The organism is Zobellella aerophila (genome assembly GCF_039539325.1).
GTDB classification, from domain to species: domain Bacteria; phylum Pseudomonadota; class Gammaproteobacteria; order Enterobacterales; family Aeromonadaceae; genus Oceanimonas; species Oceanimonas aerophila.
The window spans coordinates 46,221-71,880 of sequence record NZ_BAABCX010000007.1; the positions used below are offsets into that span (position 1 = coordinate 46,221).

The following is a 25,660-nucleotide window of genomic DNA, read 5'->3' on the forward strand; positions in this document are numbered from 1 at the left end:
GTAATAACTACTATGAAACGCACTTTTCAACCTTCAAATTTGAAGCGCAAGCGCAGCCACGGTTTCCGTGCTCGTATGGCCACCAAAAACGGCCGTAAAGTACTGGCCGCCCGTCGCGCCAAAGGTCGTGCCCGTCTGAGCGCCTAATGGCCAGGCACACCTTCCCACGGGAGTTACGTTTGTTAACTCCCGCACATTTCAAGAACGTCTTCGACAACCCCGTCAGAGCCGCATCTCCCCATCTCACACTGCTTGCCAAACCAAACGAACTGGGTCACCCCAGGCTGGGACTCGCCGTACCCAAAAAAGCCTTGAAACGTGCCGTTTGGCGCAACCGGATCAAGCGTGTTGCCCGCGAAGCCTTTCGCCTCAAGCAACATCAGCTGCCCGCCGTTGACATTGTCGTGATCGCCAAGAAAGGCATAGGGGATGTGCCCAATGACGAACTGTTCGAGCTGGTGGATAGACTATGGCGCACGCTCTCTCGCCGTTGCAATGGCTCAGCATAGGCCTTATTCGCCTTTATCAGCTGGTCATCAGTCCCCTGCTTGGACCCAGGTGCCGCTTTACTCCCACCTGTTCTCAATACGCTATTGAAGCCATTCGGCTACAAGGTTTTTTAAAAGGCGGTTGGTTAACCGTCAAACGTCTATTAAAATGCCACCCTTTAGGTCCAAGCGGCCACGATCCGGTCCCGCAACCCAAGCGAAGAAACTAAACTATGGAATCTCAACGCAATATACTTCTGATCGCACTGCTGCTGGTGAGCTTCCTCATCTGGCAACAGTGGCAAACGGATAAAGCGCCCAAGCCTGAACCGGTGCTGGCCAGCCAAAGCGGCACCGACAGCAGCGACGCTTTTGTGCCCGAGTCGGACTTGGCCGATGGCGACATTCCCGCCACCGACGCCCCTGTGTCCGCCGCCCGCCGCCTGGTGACCATCACCACCGACACCCTCAAGCTGTCTATCGACACCCGGGGCGGTGATGTGGTGCATGCCGAGCTGCTGGAACACGACGACGAACTGAACTCCGATGACAAGTTCGTGCTGCTGCGCAACGGTACGGATTTTGTGCATGTTGCCCAGAGTGGCCTGATTGGCCGCGACGGCCCCGACGCCCGTGCCGATGGTCGCCCTGTCTATCAGGCCGAACAATCCGCCTTTGAGCTGGCCGCCGATCAGGACAGCCTGTCGGTGCCCATGACCTATACCAACGACCAGGGCGTGGTCTTTACCAAGACCTTTACCCTTCATCGTGACCAGCACCTGGTCGAGGTCAGCTACCGGATCAACAACCGCAGTGCCGAGCCGGTCCAGGCCCAGCTCTACGCCCAGCTGAAACAAAGCGAAGTCGACCCCGATGCCGAAGGCGGCAATGCCCTGATGGCATCGGCCTACCGTGGCCCGGCCTACTCCACCACTGATACCCGCTACACCAAATACGACTTTCAGGATGTTCGTGAAGCCAACCTGAACCAGACCACCGAGGGTGGCTGGGTCGGCATGCTGCAGCATTACTTCGTGGCGGCCTGGATTGCCCCCGAGCAGGAAACCAACCAGCTCTACAGCCGGGCCAGGAGCAATGAAGGCATCATCGGCTTCAAGGCGCCGCTGGTGGATGTGGCCCCCGGTGCCGAACAGACCCTGACCGCCAAGCTGTGGCTGGGTCCCAAGCTGCAGGATGAAATGGCCGCCGCCGCCACCAACCTGGATCTGACCGTCGACTACGGCTGGCTGTGGTTTATCGCCCAGCCGCTGTTCAAGCTGCTGCAATTCCTGCAGGGCTTCGTGGTCAACTGGGGTCTGGCCATCGTGCTGACCACCTTCGCGGTACGCGGTATCATGTACCCGCTGACCAAGGCCCAATACACCTCCATGGCCAAGATGCGCATGCTGCAGCCCAAGCTGGTCGCCCTGCGCGAGCGTTACGGCGATGACCGCCAGAAGATGTCCCAGGGCATGATGGAACTGTACAAGAAAGAGAAGGTCAACCCGTTGGGCGGCTGTCTGCCGATCCTGGTGCAGATGCCTATCTTCATCTCCCTGTACTGGGTACTGATGGAGTCGGTCGAGCTGCGCCACGCGCCCTTCTTCCTGTGGATTGATGATCTCTCGGTCCGCGATCCCTACTTCGTGCTGCCTATCCTGATGGGCGCCAGCATGTTCGTGATCCAGAAGATGAGCCCGACCACGGTCACCGACCCTATGCAGCAGAAGGTGATGCAGTTCATGCCCATCATCTTTACCTTCTTCTTCCTGTGGTTCCCCGCCGGCCTGACCCTGTACTGGCTGGTGAGCAACGTGGTCACCATCGCCCAGCAGTGGTATATCTTCCGCCAGCTGGAGAAGAAAGGCCTGCACAGCAAAGCCGCTTCCTGAGGCCACTGGCCGCTAGCGCCATAAATCAATACACTGAAGGCGACCCCAGGGTCGCCTTTTTACTGCCCCCGAGGGCAAAGGAATACGCTTCGCCGACACGCTGTGAATACCTCCGTGTACGCTCCCCGCTTCACCCCTGAAACGGAAGGTCGGCCAAGCGCATCCCTTTACCCTCGCCAGAGTTATTTGTGGAGTAACTGAACAGATGTCGAACGATACCATAGTGGCCCAGGCCACCGCCCCCGGCCGGGGTGGTGTGGGCATTATCCGGGTTTCCGGCCCCCAGGCCGAGGCCGTGGCCCAGGCCGTGCTTGGCAAGGTGCCCAGGGTGCGCTATGCCGACTACCTGCCCTTTACCGACGAACAGGGGCGGGTTCTGGATCAGGGCATCGCCCTGCTGTTCAAGGGCCCCAACAGCTTCACCGGCGAAGACGTACTCGAACTGCAGGGCCACGGCGGCCCGGTGGTGCTGGACATGCTGGTGCGGCGCATCCTCACCCTGCCCGGCCTGCGCCCGGCCCGGGCCGGGGAGTTCAGCGAGCGCGCCTTCCTCAACGACAAACTGGATCTGACCCAGGCCGAGGCCATCGCCGATCTGATCGAGGCCTCCAGCGAACAGGCGGCCCGCTCGGCGCTGCAATCGCTGCAGGGAGAGTTTTCCAACCACATCCACGGCCTGGTGGAAGCACTCACTCACCTGCGGATCTATGTGGAAGCCGCCATCGACTTCCCCGAGGAGGAAGTCGACTTCCTCTCCGACGGCAAGATCGCCGGTGAGCTGTACGGCATCATGGATCGGCTGGCCGAGGTCAAACTTCAGGCGCGCCAGGGAGCCATCATGCGCGAAGGCATGAAGGTGGTGATCGCCGGCCGGCCCAACGCCGGCAAGTCCAGCCTGCTTAACGCCCTGGCCGGCAAGGAATCGGCCATCGTCACCGATATCGCCGGCACCACCCGCGACGTGCTGCGGGAATATATCCACCTGGACGGCATGCCGCTGCATATTATCGACACCGCCGGCCTGCGCGAAGCCACCGACGCGGTGGAGCGGATCGGCATAGAGCGGGCCTGGGGCGAAATCGCCCAGGCCGACCGCATCCTGTTCATGGTCGACGGCACCACCACCGCGGCCCTGCACCCCAAGGATATCTGGCCCGATTTCGTCGACCGGCTGCCGGCCCATATCGGCCTGACCGTGATACGCAACAAGGCGGATCTGAGCGGCGAAACGATGACAGTGGTCAGCGACGGCGAACATCCCGTCTACCCCATCTCCGCCAAGACCGGGATGGGGGTCGAAGCCCTGAAAGCCCACCTGAAAGACTGCATGGGCTACCAGGGCGGCACCGAGGGCGGCTTCAGCGCCCGCCGCCGTCACCTGGACGCCCTGCACCACGCCGACCAGCACTTGATCATGGCCAAGGAGCAGCTGGAGGTGTACATGGCCGGCGAACTGGTGGCCGAAGAGCTGCGCCTGGCCCAGGAACAGCTGTCGCAGATCACCGGCGAATTCAGCTCCGATGACCTGCTGGGCAGGATTTTCTCGAGTTTCTGTATCGGCAAGTAATCCCTGACTACCGTCCCGCCCATGTTAACGCACGGGCACTGCTCCCCGGTCCTGTGCCAGCCAGGCACAGGACCGCAGCCCCCTGGCGGGATCACATCCCGGTCAATAATCCGGTTCCGCTATCGAATACTGTCATCCACTTGCGCTACAGTCGAGCTCTCAGCCATCAACCCCAACAACCCAGAGAAACTCTCAGCCGTGAGCACACACAACCACTTCCGCCTGCTGGAGCAGTACCAGCAATACCAGTCCGTCATCCACAGCCTGATGGAGTCGATCATGACCAGCCTGAACGGGCCGGAACTGCTGCAGGACAGCCAAGCCCAGCAGCGGAGCATCGACTACCTCAGCCAGGCCTACCCCTTCGTCGAACTGCTCTACGGCCTGGACGGCGACGGCATCCAGCTGATGGATTCGGCCTACAGCCCCACCATGAGCGAACGGCAGCGCCGCTCGCCAGGCAAGGGCAGCGACCGCAGCCAGCGCCCCTACATGCTGGCCGCGAAACAGAGTGCCAACGCCGTCGTGGTCACCAACCCCTACCTGTCGAACGCCACCCATCAGCTGGCGATCTCGGTGGTGCGGCACCTGGTGGACGAGCAGGGCCGCGATCTCGGCTATCTGGTGATCAACTTCAACCTGCGACGCCTGATTTCCTACCTCAACGGCGATGAGATGCGCTTTCGCTGCCACCACTACTTCCAGTGGATCTACGGCCTGATCGGCGGCCTGCTGATCCTGGTCGCGGCCCTGCTGCTGTACTCGGCATTCGAATCCCTGCTGTCGGTGTTTGATGTCGACAGCAATGTCGCGACCGGGGCCTTCGGCACCGTCATCCTGATCACCCTGGGGATGTCGATCTTCGACCTGGGCAAGACCATCCTCGAAGAGGAGGTGCTGGTGAACAAGGACATCCACCACCACGACTCGACCCGGCGCACCATCTCCCGATTCATGGCCGCCATCATCATTGCGGTGTCTATCGAGGCCCTGCTGTTGATGTTCAAGTCGTTGCTCGACGGCGATGGCGGCGATCAGCTGATCAACGCGGTGTGGATGCTGATGGCCGCGGTGGCCATGCTCGGCGGCCTGGGGGTCTACCTCAAGCTGAGCCGGGACAGCCAGACCGCCGCAGACTAGCCTGTACTCCCATGGCCCGCCTTGCCTGGCGGGCTATTCGCCCTTATCCCTCCCTGCTCAGCAGCCCGCTGGCGCAGATAACGCCCAGGGTCACCAGCATCAGGCCGAGCCCGGTCAGCGGCTGGATACTTTCCTGCAGCAACAGCCAGGCCAGCAGGGTAGCGCATACCGGGGTCAGGGAGCCGATGGCGGCACTGATTTCGGCACCCAGTCGCTGAATGGCGTAGCCGAACAGGAAACCCGCCCCCAAGCCGACAATCAGTCCCTGCACCAGCAGCTGGCTCAGCCACTCGTGCATGGGTACCTGACTCAGGGTCAGCGGCGTCTGGCCGATCAGCAGGTAACCTATCGCCAGCAGGCCATTGGGCACCGTCACCACCGCCGCCACTTCCAGCGGCCTGAGCCCACTCTGGCGCACGCTGATAGTAAACAGGGCCCACAGCAGGCTGCACAATAAAAACAGCAACTGACCCAGGCCCAGGTCACCGCCGGCGCGATGGCCCTGCCACAGCAGGCAGCACACCCCGGCCAGTACGGCACCCAGCCCGAGTCGGCGCCAGACGGACAGAGGCTGGCGGAATACCAGCACCGCCAGCCCGGTCACAAACAGCGGCGCCGTGCCGGGGATCAGGGTGCTGCCCTGCACCACAGGCGCCAACCCCATACCGAACATGCTGAGCAGGAAGAACGGCACGCCGGCGCCCACCATCATGCCCAGTAGCCACAACGGATTCACCATCAGGAGCCGCGCCCGACGGGCCACCAACAGCGGCAGCAGCAACACACCAGGTACGGCATAACGGAACAGGGTAATATCCAGGCTGCCCAGCGGCGACAGGGCACCCAGCCGCAGCGACAGGAAGTATATCGACCAGATAAATACGGTGAACAAGGCGGCCAGATAGCCGATCCAGCGCTGACCCGCATGGGTCGACAGGGGCGTAACCTGGGTTAAGGCGGCGGTATGGGACATGTCTCGGATCTCCCTGCAATGGAAGTCCTGATTGTGCGCCCCTTGGCCTGGCTGATGCAGGCAAGTTCAGTCACAATATCCATCATAATTAGCTTGTTCAGCCAATAACAAGCACCATAAAAGAAAAAAGAGCCAACCCCATGCCTACCGTCAAACTGGACCGTATCGACCGCCAATTGCTGGATGCCCTGCAGCAGGATGCCCGCCTCACCACCGCCGAGCTGTCGGAGCGGGTCAGCCTGTCGCCCTCTCCCTGCGCCCGAAGGGTGCGCCGCTTCGAACAGGAAGGACTGATCGAAGGTTATCGCGCCCATCTCAACAAAGACCGGCTGGACCTGGGCATCACCATCTTCGTGCAGGTCCGCCTCAGCCAGCACAGGGACGCCCTGGTAGAGCAGTTCGAGCTGGCGGTTAAGGACATGCCCGAGGTGATCAACTGCCATACGGTGTCCGGCGCCTTCGATTACCTGCTACAGGTGGTCAGCGCCGACCTCAAGGGCTACGAACAGTGGGTACGGCGGCTGCAGAAGCTGCCCATGGTCAATACCGTGGACAGCAGCTTCGCCATACGCGCGGTCAAGGAAAACGGCCCCCTGCCGCTCTAAATGCCGGGCCACTACCCCGACATCCGCCGAACCATAGCACCGCTGGCCAACCGGTACAGGTTTCGACCATGATTAAACAGATAGTGACCAAGGAGGCGTTCCATGTGGCTTATCGATCAACTGGCCGAACAGGCCATCGACAAGGCCCGCCGGGAGGGCCAGCTGGATAACCTGCCCGGTGAGGGCAAGCCGCTGCTGCTGGAGGACGACAGCCAGGTCCCCGAGCGGCTGCGCGCCGGTTACCGGTTATTGAAAAACGGCGGCTTTCTGCCGCCGGAGCTGGAGGCACGCAAGGAATATCTGGCGCTCCACGCGCTGCTGGAGACGGTGGAGGCACCACAAAAGGCGGAACTGCAGCGCCGAATCCGCCAGCTGGAGCTGACCCTGGGTGACCGCTTCAGACAGCTGCCGACGGCGGTAAAACGGCAGGCGGCAGCCAGGAAGCCAGGAAGCCGGCACCCTGATTGCCGGCGAACATCATGAAATGAAAAAGGCCGGTTGGCGAATGCCAACCGGCCTTTTGCTTACCGGGAAATTCTACTCTCGGCTCAGGCCTTGTCTTCGGCGGCCTGGCAGGCGGCGGCGGTGAACAGCACGTCGGTGGAGCTGTTCAGGGCGGTTTCAGCAGAATCCTGCAGCACGCCGATGATAAAGCCCACGGCCACCACCTGCATGGCCACCTCGTTGGAGATACCGAATAGGCTGCAGGCCAGGGGGATCAGCAGCAGCGAGCCGCCGGCCACGCCGGAGGCGCCACAGGCGGAAACCGCGGCCACCACGCTCAGCAGCAGGGCGGTAGCCATATCCACCTGGATACCCATGGTATGGACCGCGGCCAGGGTCAGCACGGTAATGGTGATGGCGGCGCCGGCCATGTTGATGGTGGCCCCCAGGGGGATGGAGACCGAATAGGTGTCCTCGTGGAGCTCCAGGCGCTTGCACAGGTCCATGTTCACCGGAATATTGGCGGCGGAGCTGCGGGTAAAGAAAGCGGTCACGCCGCTCTCACGCAGGCACTTGAACACCAGCGGGTAGGGGTTGCGCTTGGTCTTGAAGTAGACGATCACGGGGTTCATCACCAAGGCGATAATCAGCATGGAGCCGATCAGCACGGACAGCAGCTGGCCGTAACCCCACAGGGCCTCGAAGCCGGTTTCGGCAATGGTGCTGGCCACCAGGCCGAAGATGCCGATGGGGGCCAGGCGGATCACCCATTTCACTATGCTGGAAACACCGCTGGAAATATCGTTAAACACCGTCTTGGTGGACTCGGAGGCATGATGCAGCGCCAGCCCCAGGCCGATGGCCCAGGCCAGCACACCGATGAAGTTACCGGTCAGCAGGGCATTGATGGGGTTGTCTACCACCTTGAACAACAGGGTTTGCAGCACCTCGCCGATGCCCTCGGGCGGGGAAGCTTCGGCACCGTTGGTGACCAGTACCAGCTCGGTCGGGAAGGCAAAGCTCATCACCACGGCGGTCAGGGCGGCGGTGAAAGTCCCCAGCAGGTATAGGGTCAGTATGGGGCGGATATTGGTCTGATTGCCTTTCTTGTGGCTGGCGATGGACGAAGCCACCAGCACGAACACCAGCACGGGCGCCACCGCCTTGAGGGCACTGACGAACAGGCTGCCCAACAGGCCGACGGAGCTGGCAACCGCCGGGAACAGGCTGGCCAGCAGGACACCGGCGATAATGCCGATCAGGATTTGGGATACCAGGCTGCCGCTGTTGGCCGCCCGCAGCAAGAGGGGTTGTGTTTGGTTCATAGTCATCCTTTATGGGTCAGAGTCCATCTCATACTCTAAAAACACTGCGACTCTATAGCAGAACTGGCTACAAAAAAACCAAACAAGTGGAATTTTGTAACGAGCGACACATTTATGGCTGAATTAACTTAACTTTTCGATATATAAGAACAGTTAAAAACATATTTTCGGTAATAAAAACCAAGTTGATCACGGCTTACCGATGATGGGCCTGTCTATAACAGCACCGGGTAGATTAACCACAGGACCTGATATCTATTTTCGTTTGGCTCCTTATTTTGCCGCCCCTGCTACGCTTTATGATCTCCCGGGGTAGTTCCGCCACCGCAGATCAGAGCCAAGAAGGGGATCCCATGCGCCGTATTGCCACACTCATCCTGCTGATGCTTATCCTGGCCCCGGCCGGTGCCCAGCCCCTGCCCCCGGAGCAAGTACCCACTCCGCTGCAGCCCTGGATAGGCTGGGTGCTGCACGGCGAGGAACAGCGGCACTGCCCCTTTATCCATAACCAGGGCGAGGCCTTTCGCTGTGCCTGGCCGACCCGGCTGACCCTGGAGCTGGATGACGACGGGGGCCGCTTCAGCCAGCGCTGGCAACTCTATCAGCCGGGCTGGATCAGCCTGCCCGGCAGCGACCGGCACTGGCCGCAGCAGGTGACCGTCGACGGCGAGCCGGTGCCGGTGTCCGTCGACCAGGGCCGGCCACGGCTCAGGCTCTCCGCCGGCAACTACCGGATCGAGGGACAGTGGCAATGGCCGCGCCTGCCGGAAAACCTGACCATCACCTCGGACAGCGGCCTGGTGTCGCTCAGTATCAACGGCAAGGCGGTAGCAACGCCGGACCTGGGAGATAACGGCCAGCTGTGGCTGCGCGAGCGCGATGCCGGGCCACGCGACCGGGATCCGCAGGGCGACGCCCTGACCCTGCAGGTCTACCGCAAGGTGGAAGACCGCATTCCGCTGCGGGTGACCACCCTGCTCAGCCTGGAGGTGGCCGGGGAGCAGCGCGAGTTGGTGCTGGGCCCTGTGCTGCTCGCCGGACATATCCCCCTGCGGCTGGACAGCCGGCTGCCCGCCCGGCTCGAACCCGACGGCAGGCTGCGGGTGCAGGTGCGCCCCGGGCGCTGGAACATAGAACTGAGCAGCCGCCATCCGGGCCTGGTCACCCACATACCGCTGGCGGCGGCACCGGCCCCCTGGCCGGAGCAGGAGGTCTGGGTATTTCAGGCCTTCAACCAGCTGCGCCTGGTGGAGGTCGCCAACCTGGAGGCCATAGATCCGCGCCAGACCAGTCTGCCCCAGCCCTGGCAGGAGCTGCCGGCCTACCGGCTCGCCCCGGGCGACAGCATGCAACTCAGGGTCATCCGCCGCGGCGATGCGGATCCCGAGCCCGACCGGCTCAGCCTGGAGCGGCAGCTGTGGCTGGATTTCGACGGGAGCGGCTATACGCTGCAGGACCGGATCAGCGGCACCATGACCCGGGGCTGGCGGCTGGAGGCCACCCCGGCCCTGGCGCTCGGCCGGGTAACCATCGACGACAATCCCCAGTTTATTACCCGCTTGCCGGGTGCGGAGCAGGTCGGGGTCGAGGTGCGCCGCGGTGCCCTCAACCTCGGTGCCGACAGCCGCTACCTCGGCGCCATAGACAGGCTGCCGGCGGTGGGTTGGGACGCGGATCTGCAGCGCCTGCGCACCCGGCTGCATCTGCCCCCCGGCTGGACGCTGTTTTCCTCCTCGGGAATGGATAACGCCCCCCACAGCTGGCTGCAACGCTGGACCCTGCTGGACCTGTTCCTGGTGCTGATCGCCGCCATTGCCACCTACCGCCTGTGGGGCTGGCGGTGGGGCTTGCTGGCCCTGATCACCCTGACGCTGATCTGGCACGAATCCGCCGGTCCGGGGGCCCCCCGATTCGTATGGCTGCACCTGCTGGCGGCGACGGCCCTGCTGCGGGTGCTGCCGGCGGGACGCCTGCGCGCCTTGATCGGCGGTTATCGTAACCTCAGCCTGCTGGCACTGGTGCTAATCGCCATCCCCTTTATGGTGGCCGAGGTCCGTATCGCCATCTACCCGCAGCTGGCGCGCGCGTCCGTCAGTCCGCCGCCCAGACTCGATGCCCGGATGGACGAAATGACCATCACCGCACAGCCGTTGCCGGCGGCACCCGGAAAAATGGTCAGGGAGCAATACAGCCAGGACGCGGTGCCGTCGCCCTCCCTCAGCCACTCCAGGCCGCTCCCCCGGCTCGACCCCAAGGCTCTGATACAGACGGGTCCCGGTCTGCCGGACTGGCAGTGGAGCAGCATAGAACTGAGCTGGAACGGCCCGGTACAACGCGATCAGCACATCGGCCTGGTATTGCTGTCTCCGGGAGTCAACTTGGTACTGAGCCTGCTGCGGGTGGCGCTGCTGGCCCTGCTGGTGCTGCTGATGGCCGGCTTCAACTACGCGCCCGGTCGCGGATTCTATCGCCAGACCGGTTTGCTGACGGCCCTGTTGCTGCCCCTGTTGATGATCCTGCCGCCGCCGGCCCAGGCCGAGATACCGGATGCCCGGCTGCTCGGGCAATTGAAGAGCCGCCTGCTGGCACCGCCCGACTGCCTGCCCGCCTGCGCCCAGGTAGCCCACATGGGGCTGACGGTCACCCCGCAACGGCTAGAGGCGCTCCTCGAGGTCCATACCCAGGCGGCGGTCGCCCTGCCCCTGCCGGCCAACGCCATGCACTGGTATCCGGAGCAGGTGCTGGTGGACGGCACGGCGGCCGAAGGCCTGCTGCGCGCCCCCGGCGGTGATCTGCACCTGCAGCTGCCGGCGGGCATCCATCAGGTCAGCCTGAGCGGGCCCCCGCCCGAGCAGAACAGGTTCCAGCTGCCGCTGACCCTGCGCCCCCACAGGGTGGCGGTGCAGGCCACAGGCTGGACCGTCGAAGGGGTGCATGACGGCGGCGTGCCCGATGCCCAGTTGCAGCTGACCAGGATCAGGACGACGGATGCCCCATCCGAGCTCAGGACACTGGAGCCCGGCGCCCTGCCCGCCTTTGTACGGGTAGAGCGGCTGTTGCGGCTGGATCTGGACTGGCTGGTCGAAACCCGGGTGGTACGCCTCTCCCCGCCTGCCGCTGCCATACTGCTGGAAATACCGCTGCTGGCCGGTGAGTCGGTGCTTACCGACGGCATCCGTACCCAGGACGGCAAAGTGCTGGTCAACCTGCCCGCCAACCAGCGGGAGGCGGCTTGGCAATCGAGCCTGGCGCAGTCGCCGACCATCACCCTGACAGCCCCCGACACCGACGGCTGGACCGAGGTATGGCGGATCGATACCGGCCCGATCTGGCACCTTGAAACGAGCGGCATACCGGTTGTCCACCATCAGGATCCGGCCGGCAGCTGGCTGCCCGAGTGGCGACCCTGGCCGGGGGAGCGGGTCGAGCTGAATATCAGCCGTCCCGAAGGGGTGGCCGGCCAGACCCTGACCATCGACGGTACCCGGCTGCGGGTACAACCCGGCAAGCACGCCATCGATGCCAGCCTGCTGCTCAAGCTGCGCAGCAGCCAGGGCGGACAGCACAGCCTGCGGCTGCCCGAGGGGGTGAGCCTGCAATCGGTCACCATCGACGGCAGGGCCCAGCCCATCCGCCAGCAGGACCGCCGGGTGACCCTGCCGCTGCTCCCGGGGTCCCAAGCCATAGAACTCAACTGGCGGCATGACGAAGGCATCGGCAGCCTGCTGCACACGCCGCGGGTCGAGCTGGACATCGCCAGCGTCAACAACAGCATAGAACTGGTGCTGGGCCGGGACCGCTGGACCCTGTTCGCCGCCGGCCCCCGCCTGGGCCCGGCGGTGCTGTTCTGGAGCCTGCTGGCCATCACCCTGCTGTTGGCCTTCGCCCTGAGCCGGGTGCCGTTCACCCCCCTGCGCTTCCATCACTGGCTGTTGCTGGGCATAGGCCTGAGCCAGGTGCCGCCGTGGATGGCGCTGGTGGTGGTGGCCTGGCTGCTGGCGCTGGGTGCACGCGGTCGCTGGCAGCATGGGGACGCCGGCCGGCTGTTCAACCTGGTGCAGGTGGGCCTGGTGCTGCTCACCGGGGCCGCGCTTGTCTATCTGTTCTATGCCATCCAGCAGGGCCTGCTCGGGCTGCCGGAGATGCAGATCGGCGGCAATGGGTCGAGCGCCTACCGCTTGAACTGGTACCAGGACAGAAACGACGGCGATCTGCCCCGGGCCTGGGTGCTGTCGGTGCCGCTGCTGGTCTACCGGCTGCTGATGCTGGCCTGGGCCCTGTGGCTGGCCTTCGCCCTGCTGCGCTGGCTGCGCTGGGGCTGGGCCTGTTTCTCCGGTCAGGGTATCTGGCGTCCGCTCCGGCTGCGCAGCGCGAAAAACGGCAAGGATGCGCCGCCGGGCCACGGCAATAACAATTTGGATAGCTGAACCGGCATGAGCACGGGAGGCGGATTTACGGTTTACCAGGGGACGGATTTTACCATACAGTACCCGATAGCTTTCGGGACAAGACGGTATCCACACTTAAGACAAGGAAAAACAACATGAAAAAGTCGCTAACTTCAGCACTCTTTACCCTTGCCATGGTGACGGCACAGCCCGGCGTGGCCGGCGAGCCCATCGTCGTCTCTTCGAAGATCGATACCGAGGGCGGCCTGCTGGGCAATATCATCTATCTGGCCCTGGAGGATGCGGGCCTGGAGGTGGAAAACCGTACCCAACTGGGCGGAACGCCCATAGTGCGCAAGGCCATCACCTCCGGCGAGATCGATATTTATCCCGAATACACCGGCAATGCCGCCTTCTTCCATAACAGGGAGGAAGACGCCGTATGGAAGAACTTCCGGCAGGGCTATGACCTGGCCAAGCAGCTGGACTATGACAACCACCGGCTGCTCTGGCTGACCCCCGCCGACGCCAATAACACCTGGGCCATCGCGGTGCGCCAGGATATCGCCGATAGTAACCAGTTACATACCATGAGCGACTTCGGCCGATATGTAACCCAAGGGGGCAAGATCAAACTGGCCGCCTCGGCGGAATTCGTGTCCAGCCCGGCGGTACTGCCCGCCTTCCAGCAGACCTACGGCTTCACCCTAAGCGACGATCAGCTGCTGGTACTGGCCGGCGGTAACACCGCGGCCACCATCAAGGCGGCGGCCCTGCAAACCGATGATACCAATGCGGCCATGGTGTACGGTACCGATGGCGCCATCGCCTCGGTCGGCCTGGTGGTGATGGAAGACGACCAGGGAGTGCAACCCGTGTACGCGCCGGCGCCCATAGTGCGTGAAGACACCCTGAAGGCGCACCCTGAAATCGCCGGCATCCTGGAGCCCATCTTCACGTCACTGGACGTCAAGACCCTGCAAGACCTGAACAGCCGCATCGCCATCGGCGGCGAAAGCGCCCAGGCGGTGGCCAGGAGCTATCTGTCCGAAAAGGGCTTTTTGAAGGACTGAGACCATCGGATTAAATATGCGTTCGGATTGCCAATAACACCGTTGAACGTGTACGCATCGGCCAAAGGGCCGGCTCCGCCGACTCGCTGCAAGTACATCCATGTACGCTCTCTGTTTCATCCCTGAAACAGAAGGTCGGCGGAGCAGATCCCTTTGTCCTCCTTTACGCTCTGGGGGCTGCGACATAAATCGGCGGTTTTTTAAGTATGTGCCAGGAGTATCTTTGAAGTCTTTTAACCTGGATAAAGTCGGCTGCACCCTCAGTTGCGCCCTGCTGCTGTCGCTGTTCGCCCTGCCCTTCGTCAGCCTGCAGCCCAACCGTATCATGCCCGGCCAAAGCATCGGCCTGCTGGATGCGGCCAACCCCAACACCCTGATACCGCTGCTACCGATGTTAGTGCTTACCAGCCTGCTATCCCTGGTCAAAACGGCAATACGCACCCGGTTGGTGCTGACCCTTCTGACCCTGATTTCACTGATGTATACCGTCGGTGCCAGCGCATCCCAGCTGCTGATCGAGGCCAATCCTCTGGCCCGGATCTCCCTCAACGCCAGCTTCTGGCTGGCGATATTCTGGTTGGCGCTACTGATCACCGACGCCGCCATCAAGCTGGCCTTACGCCCCCTGCCCCGGCTAGCTCTGGTAACCCTGATCGTGACGGCGGTGATGACCCTGCTGACCTCCGGCCACTGGGACTCCCTGTCACTGCTGCGGGAATATCACAATCAGACCGACTTCTGGAGCCAGGCGGTACGCCATCTGCAGCTGTCGCTCGGCAGCATCATCCCGGCGGTGCTGGTCGGCATTCCCCTGGGGGTGCGTTGTCATCGCTCACCCAGCCTGAAAGCCATGGTCTTTCCGGTGCTCAATATCTTGCAGACCGTCCCCAGCCTGGCCATGTTCGGCCTGCTGATGCTCCCCCTCAGCCTGCTGGCGACCAGCTATCCGCTACTGGCCGAGCTGGGTATCCGTGGCATCGGCGCAGCACCGGCGGTGATCGCGCTGTTCTTCTATTCGCTGCTACCCATCGTCAGCAACACCGTGCTGGGCTTCGGCAAGATAGATACCAAGGTGCTGGAAGCGGCCACCGGCATGGGCATGAGCGCCCGGCAACGACTCTACCTGGTCGAGTTTCCCCTCGCCATGCCGGTGATCCTCACCGGTTTCCGGGTAGTGGTAACCATGAATATCGGCCTGGTCGCGGTGGCGGCCCTGGTGGGCGGCGGCGGCTTCGGCACCTATATCTTCCAGGGACTGGGACAGACGGCGACCGATCTGGTGATCCTGGGCGCGGCACCCACGCTGCTGCTGGCCTTCCTGTTCGCCATCATCATAGATACCCTGATTGCACTACTGAGAGGCGGCAGACCATGATCGAAGTAAAAAACCTCTGCAAGCGGTTTGATAACCAAGCCGCCGTCAACAACCTCTCGTTCAGGGTGGAGTCGGGCCAGTTCTGTATGCTGGTCGGCACCTCGGGTTGCGGCAAGTCCACCACCCTGCGCATGGTTAACCGGCTGATTGAACCCAGCAGCGGCCAAATCCTGATCAATGATCAGGATGTCACCTCCTTGCCGCCGGAACAGCTCAGAAGACGCATTGGCTACGCCATCCAGGGAGTCGGCCTGTTCCCCCACAAGACCATCTATCAGAACATAGCGACCGTGCCCCGGCTGCTGGGCTGGAACAAAGGGGACATCAACGCCCGGGTGGCCGAACTGTTAACCCTGTTCAAGCTGGATGTGGACACCTTCGCCGGCAAATACCCGCATCAGCTGTCGGGCGGCGAGCAGCAGCGGGTGGGAGTGGCCCGGGCCCTGGCCGCCCGGCCGGAGCTGCTGTTGATGGATGAACCCTTCGGTGCCCTGGATCCCCTGACCCGGGAGCACCTACAGGACGAGCTGTTACGGGTGCAGAAGCTGCTGGGGATCACCATCATCATGGTGACCCACGACCTGGAAGAAGCGGTCAAGATGGCCGATGTCATCGCGGTAATGGATAAAGGCGAGATACTGCAGATGGACACCCCGGAGGCCCTGTTGCGTCATCCCCGGGCTGGTTTTGTACAAAACCTGGTCGGCGGGCTGGACAGGGCCCTGCGCCTGCTCACCATCCAACAGGTGAGTGAGGTGATGACCACCCTGAATGCCGGCACCCTACCGCCATCGACGCCCACCATCAGCCACGGCACCAATTTGCGCGATGCCCTGTCACTGTTGATCTGGGAGCATGCCGAGCGGCTCGGCGTGGTCAATGACGCCGGTGACGTCATAGGTCAGGTGGCGATGGCCGAGTTGCTGCAGCAAGGGGCCAGAACATGAAGACCCGGTATTTCCAGGGCTGGCTGGGAGTGACGATTCCCTTGCTGCTCCTGCTGCTGCTGACGCTGCAGATGGTATGGCTGGAGCCGCTGTTCCGCCCCTTGGTCGATGCCCGGGCCCCGGCCATCTACGCCCGCGACAGCTTCCTGAACCTGCTGCTCTGGCATCTGGCGGCGGTGTTTATCGCCATCCTTGCCGCCACCCTGGTCGCCCTCGGCGGTGGTATTCTGGTTACCCGCCCCGTCGGCCGGGACTTTTTACCCCTGGCCAGGGCCATCGCCAACCTGGGACAGACCTTTCCCCCGGTGGCGGTACTGGCCCTGGCGGTACCGGCACTGGGCTTCGGCCTGACCCCCACCCTGGTGGCGCTGTTCCTGTATGGCATGCTGCCCATCTACGAGAATACCGTCACCGGCCTGCAGCAGGTACCCGGGAGTGTCATCGAGGCGGCGCGCGGCATGGGTATGGGGCCCCTGCAACAGCTGTTTTCGGTCGAGCTGCCGCTGGCGCTGCCGGCAATCATCGCCGGCATCAGGATGTCGCTGGTGATCAGCATAGGCACCGCCACCATAGGATCGACGGTGGCGGCCAAGGGCTTCGGCGAGGTGATCATTGCCGGGCTGCTGACCGACAACATGGCCTTTGTGCTGCAGGGCGGGGTCATGGTGGCGCTGGTCGCCATCGTTATCGATGGCATTTTTCAACGAATCGAACAACGGCTCTCGCCGCCGGGCTGAGTCGTCAGTGCTTCAATAACGCCAGCAGGGCGCTGGCCGCCGGTTCGGAGGAGACCGGATTCTGGCCGGTGACCAGCAGGCCGTCGCTTTCCACATGGGGATGCCAGTCATCGGCCTTGCGGTAGTCGCCGCCGTTCTGCCTGAGCATATCTTCCACCAGGAAGGGCACTATGCCGGTCAGTTGCACCGCTTCCTCTTCGCTGTTGGTAAAGCCGGTCACTTTTTTACCGGACACCAGCGGGGTGCCAGTTTTGGTTTGGGCATGACGCAACACGGCCGGGCCGTGGCACACGGCGGCCACAGGCTTACCGGCGGCGGCCAGGGCCTCTATCAAGGCGATGGAGTCGGCATCCTCCGCCAGATCCCACAGGGGGCCGTGGCCACCGGGGTAAAACACCGCATCGAAATCGTCGGCGGACAGCTCGGTCAGCTTATGGGTATTGGCCAACTGCGCCTGCGCGGCCGGATCAGCCCGGAAGCGCTCGGTGGCATCGGTCTGTGCGTCCGGTAGATCACTCTTCGGGTCCAGCGGCGGCTGTCCGCCCCTGGGCGACGCCAGGGTGATGACAGCCCCGGCGTCCTTGAACACGTAATAGGGGGCGGCGAATTCCTCCAGCCAAAAACCGGTTTTCTTGCCGGTATCCCCCAGCCGGTCGTGGGAGGTCAGTATCATCAGGATACGCATATCGACTCCTTAACTCGTCGCAAAAAGCGTGCTTATAAGGGTAGCCGAAAGAACAACAGGCAACCCCGGCGCCAATAAAGCTGAAAGCGAGCGGCAGCCCCCTTTGCCTGAAGATTTGGATGCATCTGACTTATCGCTGACGGCTTAAAGCCGACTTTATCTCGCCATTGTTTGGTGAAACCCGACAAGAAGTGGATAATAACAGGCCTGGATGTAATGGATAACCCGCCGAGCCGACTATGACCACACTGACAATCACCCGCCCCGATGACTGGCACCTGCACCTGCGCGATGGAGAACAACTGAAAGACACGGTGCGCGATGCCAGCCGTTATCTGGGCCGCGCCCTTATCATGCCCAACCTGGTGCCACCGGCCACCACCACGGAAATGGCGCTGGCCTACCGCGAGCGCATCCTGGCGGTGCGCCCGCAAGGCAGCCGGTTTGAGCCGCTGATGAGCCTGTACCTGACCGACAACACGGATCCGCAGGAAGTCCGCAAGGCCAAGGCCACCGGCAAGATTGTGGCCTGCAAGCTATACCCGGCCGGTGCCACCACCAACTCCGACTCCGGCGTCACCGATGTGAAGAACATCTACCCGGTACTGGCCGCCATGCAGGAAACCGGCACCCTGCTGCTGGTGCACGGTGAAGTGACCGATTCCCGCATCGACATCTTCGACCGGGAAAAGGCCTTCATCGACACCGTGCTGCCGGATGTGGTGCGCGACTTCCCCGATCTGAAAATCGTGCTGGAACACATCACCACCGAGCATGCGGTGAACTTCGTGGAACAGGCCGGCGACAACGTGGCCGCCACCATCACCGCCCATCACCTGCTGTTCAACCGCAATCACATGCTGGCGGGCGGCATTCGTCCCCACTACTACTGCCTGCCCATTCTCAAGCGCAACACCCATCAGCAGGCGCTGGTACGGGCCGCCACCAGCGGCAGCAAGAAGTTTTTCATGGGCACCGACTCGGCCCCCCACTTCCAGCACCGTAAGGAAGCGGCCTGTGGCTGCGCCGGCGCCTACACCTCTCACGCCGCGGTGGAGCTGTATGCCGAAGCCTTCGAGGAAGCCGGTGCGCTGGACAAGCTGGAAGCCTTCACCAGCCACTACGGCCCCGACTTCTACGGCCTGCCCCGCAACGAAGACCGCATCACCCTGGTGAAGGAGTCCTGGGTCGTGGGTGAAACCCTGCCCCTGGGCGGCGACCAGCTGGTGCCGATCCGTGCCGGTGAAGCGATCCACTGGACCGTCAGGTAAATCGCTCGATCGCAGCAAAAACGCGGCTTAACGCCGCGTTTCAACCCCGTCATCGATGACGAGTCATCGCCTCAGCGATCTTTGGGAACGAAGATCACATAGTATTTCTTGGTGAACTCGAGGATCTGCCAGGTCCCCTTGAAGCCATAGGGGATCAGGAAGGCATCGCCCTTGCGGAAATCCTTGCTGTTGCCCCGCTCATCGGCGATGCGTACATGACCCTCGAGAATATAGCAGAATTCGTTGCGCTCACTCACCGCATGCCACTTGCCCGGCTCGCTTTCCCAGAAGCCGGCATCCAGCTGCCCGGTGGCATCGGTAAAGTAATTGGCCACCCCTTGCTTGGGAGTGCCTTCCAGGCGGCGCTCGGGCGGCGGCTCGCTGGCGGTGGGGGTCAGGGGGTGATTGGAAAATGTGACCAGATCATCAATATCAACCGGCATGACTGTCTCCTTGTTATGCGACTCGGAACAGCTTCAACCCTATCCCCCGGGATGATTAGCACCAAATCACCCGCCGTCATGGCACCAGGACCCACAGTATCATTTCATATGCCCGCTCCCATGAGCTAGATTGTACTCATGGGCCGGACCGAACGGGGCAGACGCCACCCCACTAACCTGTTACACTCGCGGCCCTTTTGCGCCATCAAAGCCGCACTTATTTTTTTTCCATCACACCCTTGCATTGCACACAGTCGCGATGCTGGAGACCGCATGAAAATCATGATCCGGGGACTGTCCCGACTAACCACAGAAGACAAGGTACTGGCCCTGCTGGCCCCCTACGGCCTAGTGCACTACTTTCACCTGGTGAAAGACAGCAACACGGGCAACTCCAAAGGGTTCGGCTTTGCCTTTATGCCCAATCCCTCCCAGGCCAAGGCCGCCATCAAGAGCCTGAACGGCATGGAAGTCGACGGCCAGAAGATCCGGGTGAAAAAGGCAGAGGCAAGCGAGGCGAAGAGCGGCGATGACCAATAACGATATATTAAGGCGTATCCGTTATGCCCTGGATCTGCCCGATCAACAGGCCATCGAGCTGTTCGGGCTGGCCGGTATCGAACTCACCGAGGCCCAGCTGCTGTCCCTGCTGGCCAAGGAAGAGGAACCCCATTACCGCAGCTGCGGCGATGAGCAGATCCTCGGCTTCCTCGATGGCCTGATCCTGCAGCGCCGCGGCCCGAAAGACGGCGATGCCGCCCCTCGCCCCGCCGCGGCAGAACATATCAATAACCTGATCTTCAAGAAGCTGAGGGTCGCCCTGGAGCTGAAAGAGGCGGATATCCTGGCCATGCTGGCCCTGGCCGGCTTCAAGGTCAGCAAGACGGAACTGACCGCCCTGTTCCGCAAGCCGGGGCACAAGCACTACCAGGCCTGTGGTGATCAGTTCTTACGCAACTTCCTGCAAGGGCTGGCCCTGCACCTGCGTCATTGATCAGCGGGCGGTCGGCAGACCGCCCGCCTCGTTCAGATTTCATCCCTTCCCAAGGTTTTCAGGATTCGATTCAGCTGCTCTTTCCCGCCCAGCCTGTCGTAGTACTTGGGCCAGACCTGGCTGATGGCCCTGTCCATCCATTCCCGCTCGTTGGCCGGCTCGATAATCTCCATCCCCTGACTGACCAGCTCGGCACGAATTTTATCTTCCTGCTCAACCAGATAACGGGCACTGAACTCCGTCGCTTCCTGCCCCGCCGCGAGTATCGCCTGTTGTACCTCGTCGCTCTGCGCCTGGAACACTTCTTCGCTGACAATCAGTGGTTCAATCGAGAACAGATAACGAATATTGGTGATATAATCCTGCACCTCACTGAACTTCATGGCATAGATGGTCATATAGGGGTTGTCCTGACCATCGACCACGCCCAGCTGCAGGCCGGTAAAGGTCTCCGACCAGGCCATGGGCGTGGGGTTGATGCCCCAGGCGCGATAGGTGTCGATCATGATGTCATTGGCCGGCACCCGCATCTTCAAGCCCTTGAGGTCGCTCAGCTCGTGGATCGGGCGCTTGGCGTTGGTCAAGGCCCGAAAGCCGGTATAGGTCCAGCCGATGATTCGAATATTGGCATCCCGCACCGTATTGGCCACCAGCTGCTGGCCCACCTCGCCCTGGGTCAGGGCGATGGCATCCTCCAGGCTCTGCATCATGTAAGGTAGAGTAAGCACTCCCACACTGGGCGAGAAAGGCGTCACATTGTTGATGGCCACCAGGGTGAAATCCAGCAGCCCCATGGAAGCATCGTTGATGGTGCTCTGCTCGTCGCCCAGCTGGCCGTTAAGAAACATCAGGGTACCGTGCCGACCGTCGGTTTTCTGCTCCAGCAGCTCGACAAACTTCTGCCCCATGACCTGCTGGGGGCTACCACCGCCGTCACCCAATGCCATCTTGAAAGGCTTGGTCCGGGCTGCCGCCTCGGTACTTATCAGCGTGGCCAGACACAATACAGCCACTCCCCATGCCCTGATCCCCTGCTTAAAACTCATCACAATCTCCCGTTTACCACGGCTCGAGGTGCCGTCGTTATTGTTATGCCAGATACCCAATCGAACGGCGATCATAAGGCAGCGCCGGCCATTTATTAGGGCCACCCACCCCGCTGAAGTAGAACCAAATGAAAATAATTTGTAAACACCGGTGAGCATTAATGTGCCACCCCACCATTCAGTTTAAAAAACAACCAACCAGCGACTAAAATGAATATTGTCCAGGGAGGATAGAATGATGCTTATAGACATGGATACGTTATTGGAGATGCTGTTTGGGCTGGCCACCTTCGCCATCCCCTTCGCCTTTTATTACCTGATCAGCGCAGGGATCCTGAGATGGTTAATGAAGATGCTGAATGGCAATGAACAATCAGGCGTCAATGTCGCCTATTTTGTCAGCGCCGCACTGGCGGTCGTGACCTGCTTTACCTACTGGTCACCCTAAATCACTGTTTCTCGGGTGTATCCCGTTACTGTGCATAAATTACGCGGCCCCATAGGGGCTCCGCTGCACCATCTGACTGCCAGGGATGGCGGAAATGTCGAAAATGCGGGAGCATTTTTCGACCCTGGCACAGAGGGTCTGCGTAGCGATATCCGGTCGCTGTCTCGAGTGAGCTACTATTCGGAACAGCTAGTTAGGTAGCAAGGGGCCACCAGGCCCCGTGATTAAATGAACACCCTGCAGTGATCGCTCACTTCCCCAGAACCTTGCGCACCCCGGCGCCATAGTCAGGATGCACCCGCTCAAACAGGGCCAGCTGACGCTCGACTATCTCATCGGGCACCCCGTCCATGGCCGCGGCGATATTGGCGAACAGCCGGCCCTGCTGACCATGGTCGAACAGCTCGAACAAGGCCCGCGGCTGGCTGAAATCGTCGTTGCCTTCCCGGTGATCATAGCGGTCGGCATCACCGTCCAGGGGCAGCGGCGGTTCCGCGTATCGCGGATCCTGGGCCGGGCCGTTGCAGGAGTTGGGCTCGTAGTAGGCATCCGGGTTGGGGTTGTTGGCAAAGAAACGCATGGGGCCGTCTTTATGATAATGATGCACCGGACAGTGAGGCTGGTTGACCGGCAGCGCCTCGTAGTGGGTGCCCAGGCGGTAACGGTGGGCATCCGCATAGGAGAAGATGCGCGCCTGCAGCATCTTGTCCGGTGAGAAGCCGATGCCGGGCACCACATTGGACGGGCTGAACGCCGCCTGCTCTATTTCGGCGAAGTAATTTTCCGGGTTGCGGTTGAGTTCCATCACCCCTACCTCGATCAGCGGAAAATCGCCGTGAGGCCAGACCTTGGTCAGATCGAAGGGATTATAGGGCGTCTGCCTGGCCTGCGCTTCGGTCATCACCTGGATATACATAGTCCATTTGGGAAAGTCCCCCTGCTCTATGCTGTTGAACAGATCCTCCTGGGTGGTTTCCCGGCTCTTGCCCACCACCAGTTCCGCCTCGGCGTTGGTCCAGTGTTGATGGCCCTGCTGGGTCTTGAAGTGGAACTTCACCCACACCCGTTCGTTGTCGGCATTGAGCAGGCTGAAGGTATGGGAACCGTAGCCGTTGATATGGCGAACGTCGGTTGGCAGGCCCCGATCGGACATCAGCATGGTCACCTGGTGCAGCGACTCGGGCGACAGCGACCAGAAGTCCCACATGGCGGTGGCCGAACGCAGGTTGGTCCTGGGATGGCGCTTCTGGGTATGGATAAAATCGGGAAACTTGTAGGGATCGCGGATGAAGAACACCGGGGTGTTGTTGCCCACCAGATCCCAGTTACCCTCTTCGGTATAGAACTTGAGTGCGAAGCCGCGCACGTCCCGCTCGGCATCGGCGGCACCCTGCTCGCCGGCTACGGTCGAGAAGCGGGCCAGCATGGGAGTCTGTTTGCCTACCCCGGCAAACAGCTTGGCGCGGCTGTACCGGCCGATATCCTGGGTGATGGTCAGGGTGCCGAAGGCACCCCAGCCCTTGGCATGCACGGTGCGCTCGGGAATGCGCTCCCGGTTCTGGTGCGCCAGCTTTTCCAGCAGTTGGTAATCCTGCAGCAGCAGGGGGCCGCGCGGCCCGGCGCTCTGGCTGTTCTGGTTATCGGCGATGGGGGCGCCGGCGGTGGTGGTCAGGGTCGGTCTTTGCTTGCTCATGGCAATACGTCCTTGGTGAGATGACCCTTCAAAAATAGACCAGATGTTGCCAGGGCAAAAATGCGTTATATCTTTAAAATAAATAGACAAAACCGATTAAAAAGCCAGCATCTGGGCCATCGGGCGATGTCTCATATCTCCTGATCCGAATACTCAGTAAGTCGTGGCGCCGACCGGCAGGGTCTTGCCCTGCTCCGAGCTTCGCATCGCCAGCTTGATGATATTCAGCCCGTCCAGGGCATCCTGAATGGCGACGGGCACGGCTCCCTCGCCCCGAATGGCCCTGGCGGTAGCATCATAAAAATAGCGATAGCCGCCAATCGCCGACTCGATCACCTCGGGCTCAGCGTCGGAATAAAGCATGCCGTAATCCGTCTCGGCTTCCTTGGCCAGGAAGGGGGAATCGGGCACTATGCCGTCGCGCAGCCGTTCTTCCTGGGGATCGAAACCGCGCTTGATATAACAACCCAGCTCGCCCTGCAGCTTGAAGCGCAGGGTCGGCCCGGGATGATAAGGGCTGGAATGCAGCAGTACCTCCTTATCGCTATAGTGCAACTGCACATGGAAATAGTCGGTTACCTTTGATCCCGGCCGCATCGCCAGGCAGCGGCCAGTCACCGCCAGCGGCTTGCCGAACAGCACCAGCACCTGATCCACTAGGTGGGCGCCCAGATCAAACCAGGAACCCACCCCTTCCCCGGGCTGCTCCCGCCAGCGCTGACCGGGGGTGGGACGGAAGCGATCGAAGTGGGATTCAAAGCCATGGATAGTGCCCAGACGCGCATCGGCGATCAGCTTCTTGATGGTGAGGAAGTCACTGTCCCAGCGGCGGTTATGAAACGGGATCAGGCACAGTCCCTGTGCCGCCGCCAGCCGCATCAGCTCCACCCCCTGATTAAGCTGGGTCACCATCGGCTTTTCCATCACCACATGCATGCCCAGCTCCAGCGCTTGGCGGCCCAGCTGGTAGTGCACCTCGTTCGGCGCCGTGATCACCACCAGTTCGGCGCCCGACTGGGCGAGCATCTCGTCCACCCGGGTATATACCTTGATCTCCGGCCAGTCCCTGGCCACTTTTTCGGGCTTTGAGCTGCTGATGGCCACCAGCTCGAAGTCGGGCAGGGCATCGATAAAGGGCAGGTGGAAAATACTGGCCGACTGACCATAGCCAATCACGGCGGTTTTGATCATGAAACATCCTCGTCAGAAATAATGCTTGATATCCATGTAGCGGGTGCGGATATGCTCGATCAACAGCTTTATCTTGCGCGGCGGCTGCCGGCTGTAGGGATAGACCGCATAGATGCCCAGCACCTTGCCCACCTGTTGGGGCAGCAGCTCCACCAGGCGGCCGGCCTGCAGATCCGGATACACCAGGCAACGGGGCACATAGGCCAGACCGTAGCCGGCGATGGCGGCCTGGCGCAGGGCGGCGGCATTATCGGTGGAAAAGTTGCCGCCGACCCGCAGCGGATATAGCTCCTCCTGGCGGCTGAACAGCCAGTCCCGGGCACCGCTTTCCTGATAACTGTAAATCAGGCAGTTATGCTTGAGTAAATCCCCCGGCACCATGGGCTTGCCGCGTCGGCCGATATAGGCGGGGGCGGCGCAGATGGTCCAGCGGGAGTCCAATATGTGGCGGGCGATCAGGTTGGAGTCATCCAGGTGACCGGTGCGGATCACCAGATCATAGCCCTCCCCGATCAGGTCGACGAAACGATTCTCCAACGACATATCGATCGAAATAGCCGGATGCAGATCACAAAATTCGGCCACCGCCGCCGCCAGCAACAGCTCGCCGGAAATGGTCGGCACCGACATCTTTATATGTCCCTCCAGCGCCTGGCTGTAGCCGGTTACGGCGTCAAATGCCTCCTGTGCCGACTGGGCCACCAGTCGGGCGCGCTGATACAGCACCCGCCCCGCGTCACTCAGGGTCAGCCGCCGGGTGGAGCGGTGGATCAGGGTACTGCCCAGCTCTTCCTCCAGCCGGGCGATACGTTTGCTGACCACCGAATTGGTCAGGCCATTGGCTTCCGCCGCCTTGCTGAACGAGCCCAGCTCGATCACCTGGGCAAACAGGATAAGGTCATCGGTTCTCGGCATATTTATCCAGTTTTGGAAAC

The 25,660-nt window shown here is 61.8% G+C and carries 25 protein-coding genes; 17 read left to right on the top strand and 8 right to left on the bottom strand.

Going from position 1 to position 25,660, the window contains the following annotated elements:
* Nucleotides 1-12: 12 nt before the first annotated feature.
* The 6 genes from rpmH (at nt 13) to ABD806_RS16575 (ending at nt 5,087) form a co-directional block, all read left to right on the top strand.
* The gene (rpmH, locus tag ABD806_RS16550; protein WP_014290886.1) at nt 13-147 is read left to right on the top strand and encodes a 50S ribosomal protein L34; all 135 of its coding nucleotides are present in this window, start codon (nt 13-15) and stop codon (nt 145-147) included.
* Nucleotides 147-509, top strand: coding sequence for a ribonuclease P protein component (rnpA, locus tag ABD806_RS16555; RefSeq protein WP_116475503.1), 363 nt, complete (start codon nt 147-149; stop codon nt 507-509). The genes rpmH and rnpA overlap by 1 nt, the downstream gene beginning before the upstream one ends.
* Nucleotides 470-718, top strand: a complete 249-nt coding sequence (gene yidD, locus ABD806_RS16560; RefSeq protein ID WP_344959908.1) for a membrane protein insertion efficiency factor YidD — start codon at nt 470-472, stop codon at nt 716-718. The genes rnpA and yidD overlap by 40 nt, the downstream gene beginning before the upstream one ends.
* Nucleotides 719-721: 3 nt before the next feature.
* Nucleotides 722-2,380 (top strand): membrane protein insertase YidC, encoded by a 1,659-nt coding sequence (yidC, locus tag ABD806_RS16565; RefSeq protein WP_344959909.1) that lies wholly within the window; start codon nt 722-724, stop codon nt 2,378-2,380.
* Between the two features lie 205 nt (nt 2,381-2,585).
* Nucleotides 2,586-3,947: a tRNA uridine-5-carboxymethylaminomethyl(34) synthesis GTPase MnmE gene (gene mnmE / locus ABD806_RS16570; RefSeq protein ID WP_344959910.1), complete on the top strand. Its 1,362-nt coding sequence runs from the start codon at nt 2,586-2,588 to the stop codon at nt 3,945-3,947.
* 198 nt (nt 3,948-4,145) lie between these two features.
* On the top strand, nt 4,146-5,087 hold the full coding sequence (locus ABD806_RS16575; RefSeq protein WP_344959911.1) for a PDC sensor domain-containing protein: 942 nt from the start codon (nt 4,146-4,148) through the stop codon (nt 5,085-5,087).
* Between the two features lie 43 nt (nt 5,088-5,130).
* On the opposite strand, the gene ABD806_RS16580 is transcribed toward ABD806_RS16575, so the two are convergent.
* A complete protein-coding gene (locus tag ABD806_RS16580) occupies nt 5,131-6,060 on the bottom strand; it encodes a DMT family transporter (RefSeq protein ID WP_344959912.1) in 930 nt (309 codons plus the stop codon).
* Between the two features lie 140 nt (nt 6,061-6,200).
* Between ABD806_RS16580 and ABD806_RS16585 the strand changes: the two genes are divergently transcribed.
* Together ABD806_RS16585 and ABD806_RS16590 are read left to right on the top strand one after the other, a co-directional pair.
* On the top strand, nt 6,201-6,665 hold the full coding sequence (locus ABD806_RS16585; RefSeq protein ID WP_344959913.1) for an Lrp/AsnC family transcriptional regulator: 465 nt from the start codon (nt 6,201-6,203) through the stop codon (nt 6,663-6,665).
* Between the two features lie 102 nt (nt 6,666-6,767).
* Nucleotides 6,768-7,148: a DnaJ family domain-containing protein gene (locus tag ABD806_RS16590; protein WP_344959914.1), complete on the top strand. Its 381-nt coding sequence runs from the start codon at nt 6,768-6,770 to the stop codon at nt 7,146-7,148.
* Nucleotides 7,149-7,213: 65 nt separating this feature from the next.
* Here the strand turns inward: ABD806_RS16590 and sstT are convergent, their stop codons facing one another.
* The gene (gene sstT, locus ABD806_RS16595) at nt 7,214-8,434 is read right to left on the bottom strand and encodes a serine/threonine transporter SstT (protein WP_344959915.1); all 1,221 of its coding nucleotides are present in this window, start codon (nt 8,432-8,434) and stop codon (nt 7,214-7,216) included.
* Between the two features lie 353 nt (nt 8,435-8,787).
* On the opposite strand from sstT, the gene ABD806_RS16600 reads away from it, so the two are divergent.
* From ABD806_RS16600 to ABD806_RS16620, 5 genes are all read left to right on the top strand, one after another.
* Nucleotides 8,788-12,861, top strand: a complete 4,074-nt coding sequence (locus tag ABD806_RS16600; protein ID WP_344959916.1) for a hypothetical protein — start codon at nt 8,788-8,790, stop codon at nt 12,859-12,861.
* Between the two features lie 116 nt (nt 12,862-12,977).
* A complete protein-coding gene (osmF, locus tag ABD806_RS16605; RefSeq protein WP_344959917.1) occupies nt 12,978-13,895 on the top strand; it encodes a glycine betaine ABC transporter substrate-binding protein OsmF in 918 nt (305 codons plus the stop codon).
* Nucleotides 13,896-14,118: 223 nt separating this feature from the next.
* Nucleotides 14,119-15,270 (top strand): ABC transporter permease, encoded by a 1,152-nt coding sequence (locus ABD806_RS16610; protein WP_344959918.1) that lies wholly within the window; start codon nt 14,119-14,121, stop codon nt 15,268-15,270.
* A complete protein-coding gene (locus tag ABD806_RS16615; protein ID WP_344959920.1) occupies nt 15,267-16,217 on the top strand; it encodes an ABC transporter ATP-binding protein in 951 nt (316 codons plus the stop codon). Before ABD806_RS16610 ends, ABD806_RS16615 begins: the two co-directional genes overlap by 4 nt.
* Nucleotides 16,214-16,954 carry an ABC transporter permease gene (locus tag ABD806_RS16620; RefSeq protein WP_344959921.1) on the top strand — a complete coding sequence of 247 codons (741 nt, stop codon included), beginning with the start codon at nt 16,214-16,216 and terminating at the stop codon, nt 16,952-16,954. Before ABD806_RS16615 ends, ABD806_RS16620 begins: the two co-directional genes overlap by 4 nt.
* Before the next feature lie 4 nt (nt 16,955-16,958).
* On the opposite strand, the gene ABD806_RS16625 is transcribed toward ABD806_RS16620, so the two are convergent.
* Nucleotides 16,959-17,639: a type 1 glutamine amidotransferase domain-containing protein gene (locus ABD806_RS16625; RefSeq protein ID WP_344959922.1), complete on the bottom strand. Its 681-nt coding sequence runs from the start codon at nt 17,637-17,639 to the stop codon at nt 16,959-16,961.
* 239 nt (nt 17,640-17,878) lie between these two features.
* Here ABD806_RS16625 and pyrC point away from each other — a divergent pair, with 239 nt between their 5' ends.
* The gene (gene pyrC / locus ABD806_RS16630; protein WP_344959923.1) at nt 17,879-18,910 is read left to right on the top strand and encodes a dihydroorotase; all 1,032 of its coding nucleotides are present in this window, start codon (nt 17,879-17,881) and stop codon (nt 18,908-18,910) included.
* A gap of 71 nt (nt 18,911-18,981) precedes the next feature.
* Here the strand turns inward: pyrC and ABD806_RS16635 are convergent, their stop codons facing one another.
* Nucleotides 18,982-19,353: a cupin domain-containing protein gene (locus ABD806_RS16635; protein ID WP_344959924.1), complete on the bottom strand. Its 372-nt coding sequence runs from the start codon at nt 19,351-19,353 to the stop codon at nt 18,982-18,984.
* A gap of 273 nt (nt 19,354-19,626) precedes the next feature.
* Here ABD806_RS16635 and ABD806_RS16640 point away from each other — a divergent pair, with 273 nt between their 5' ends.
* Nucleotides 19,627-19,893: an RNA recognition motif domain-containing protein gene (locus ABD806_RS16640; RefSeq protein ID WP_344959925.1), complete on the top strand. Its 267-nt coding sequence runs from the start codon at nt 19,627-19,629 to the stop codon at nt 19,891-19,893.
* Nucleotides 19,883-20,347 (top strand): YehS family protein, encoded by a 465-nt coding sequence (locus ABD806_RS16645; RefSeq protein ID WP_344959926.1) that lies wholly within the window; start codon nt 19,883-19,885, stop codon nt 20,345-20,347. Before ABD806_RS16640 ends, ABD806_RS16645 begins: the two co-directional genes overlap by 11 nt.
* Before the next feature lie 32 nt (nt 20,348-20,379).
* On the opposite strand, the gene ABD806_RS16650 is transcribed toward ABD806_RS16645, so the two are convergent.
* The gene (locus ABD806_RS16650) at nt 20,380-21,393 is read right to left on the bottom strand and encodes a TRAP transporter substrate-binding protein (RefSeq protein ID WP_344959927.1); all 1,014 of its coding nucleotides are present in this window, start codon (nt 21,391-21,393) and stop codon (nt 20,380-20,382) included.
* 235 nt (nt 21,394-21,628) lie between these two features.
* Here ABD806_RS16650 and ABD806_RS16655 point away from each other — a divergent pair, with 235 nt between their 5' ends.
* Nucleotides 21,629-21,841 (top strand): hypothetical protein, encoded by a 213-nt coding sequence (locus ABD806_RS16655; RefSeq protein ID WP_344959928.1) that lies wholly within the window; start codon nt 21,629-21,631, stop codon nt 21,839-21,841.
* Nucleotides 21,842-22,091: 250 nt separating this feature from the next.
* Here the strand turns inward: ABD806_RS16655 and ABD806_RS16660 are convergent, their stop codons facing one another.
* From ABD806_RS16660 to ABD806_RS16670, 3 genes are all read right to left on the bottom strand, one after another.
* Nucleotides 22,092-23,534: a catalase gene (locus tag ABD806_RS16660; RefSeq protein ID WP_344959929.1), complete on the bottom strand. Its 1,443-nt coding sequence runs from the start codon at nt 23,532-23,534 to the stop codon at nt 22,092-22,094.
* A gap of 153 nt (nt 23,535-23,687) precedes the next feature.
* Nucleotides 23,688-24,725, bottom strand: coding sequence for a Gfo/Idh/MocA family oxidoreductase (locus ABD806_RS16665; RefSeq protein WP_344959930.1), 1,038 nt, complete (start codon nt 24,723-24,725; stop codon nt 23,688-23,690).
* Nucleotides 24,726-24,737: 12 nt separating this feature from the next.
* On the bottom strand, nt 24,738-25,640 hold the full coding sequence (locus ABD806_RS16670; protein WP_344959931.1) for a LysR family transcriptional regulator: 903 nt from the start codon (nt 25,638-25,640) through the stop codon (nt 24,738-24,740).
* Between the last annotated feature and the right edge of the window lie 20 nt (nt 25,641-25,660).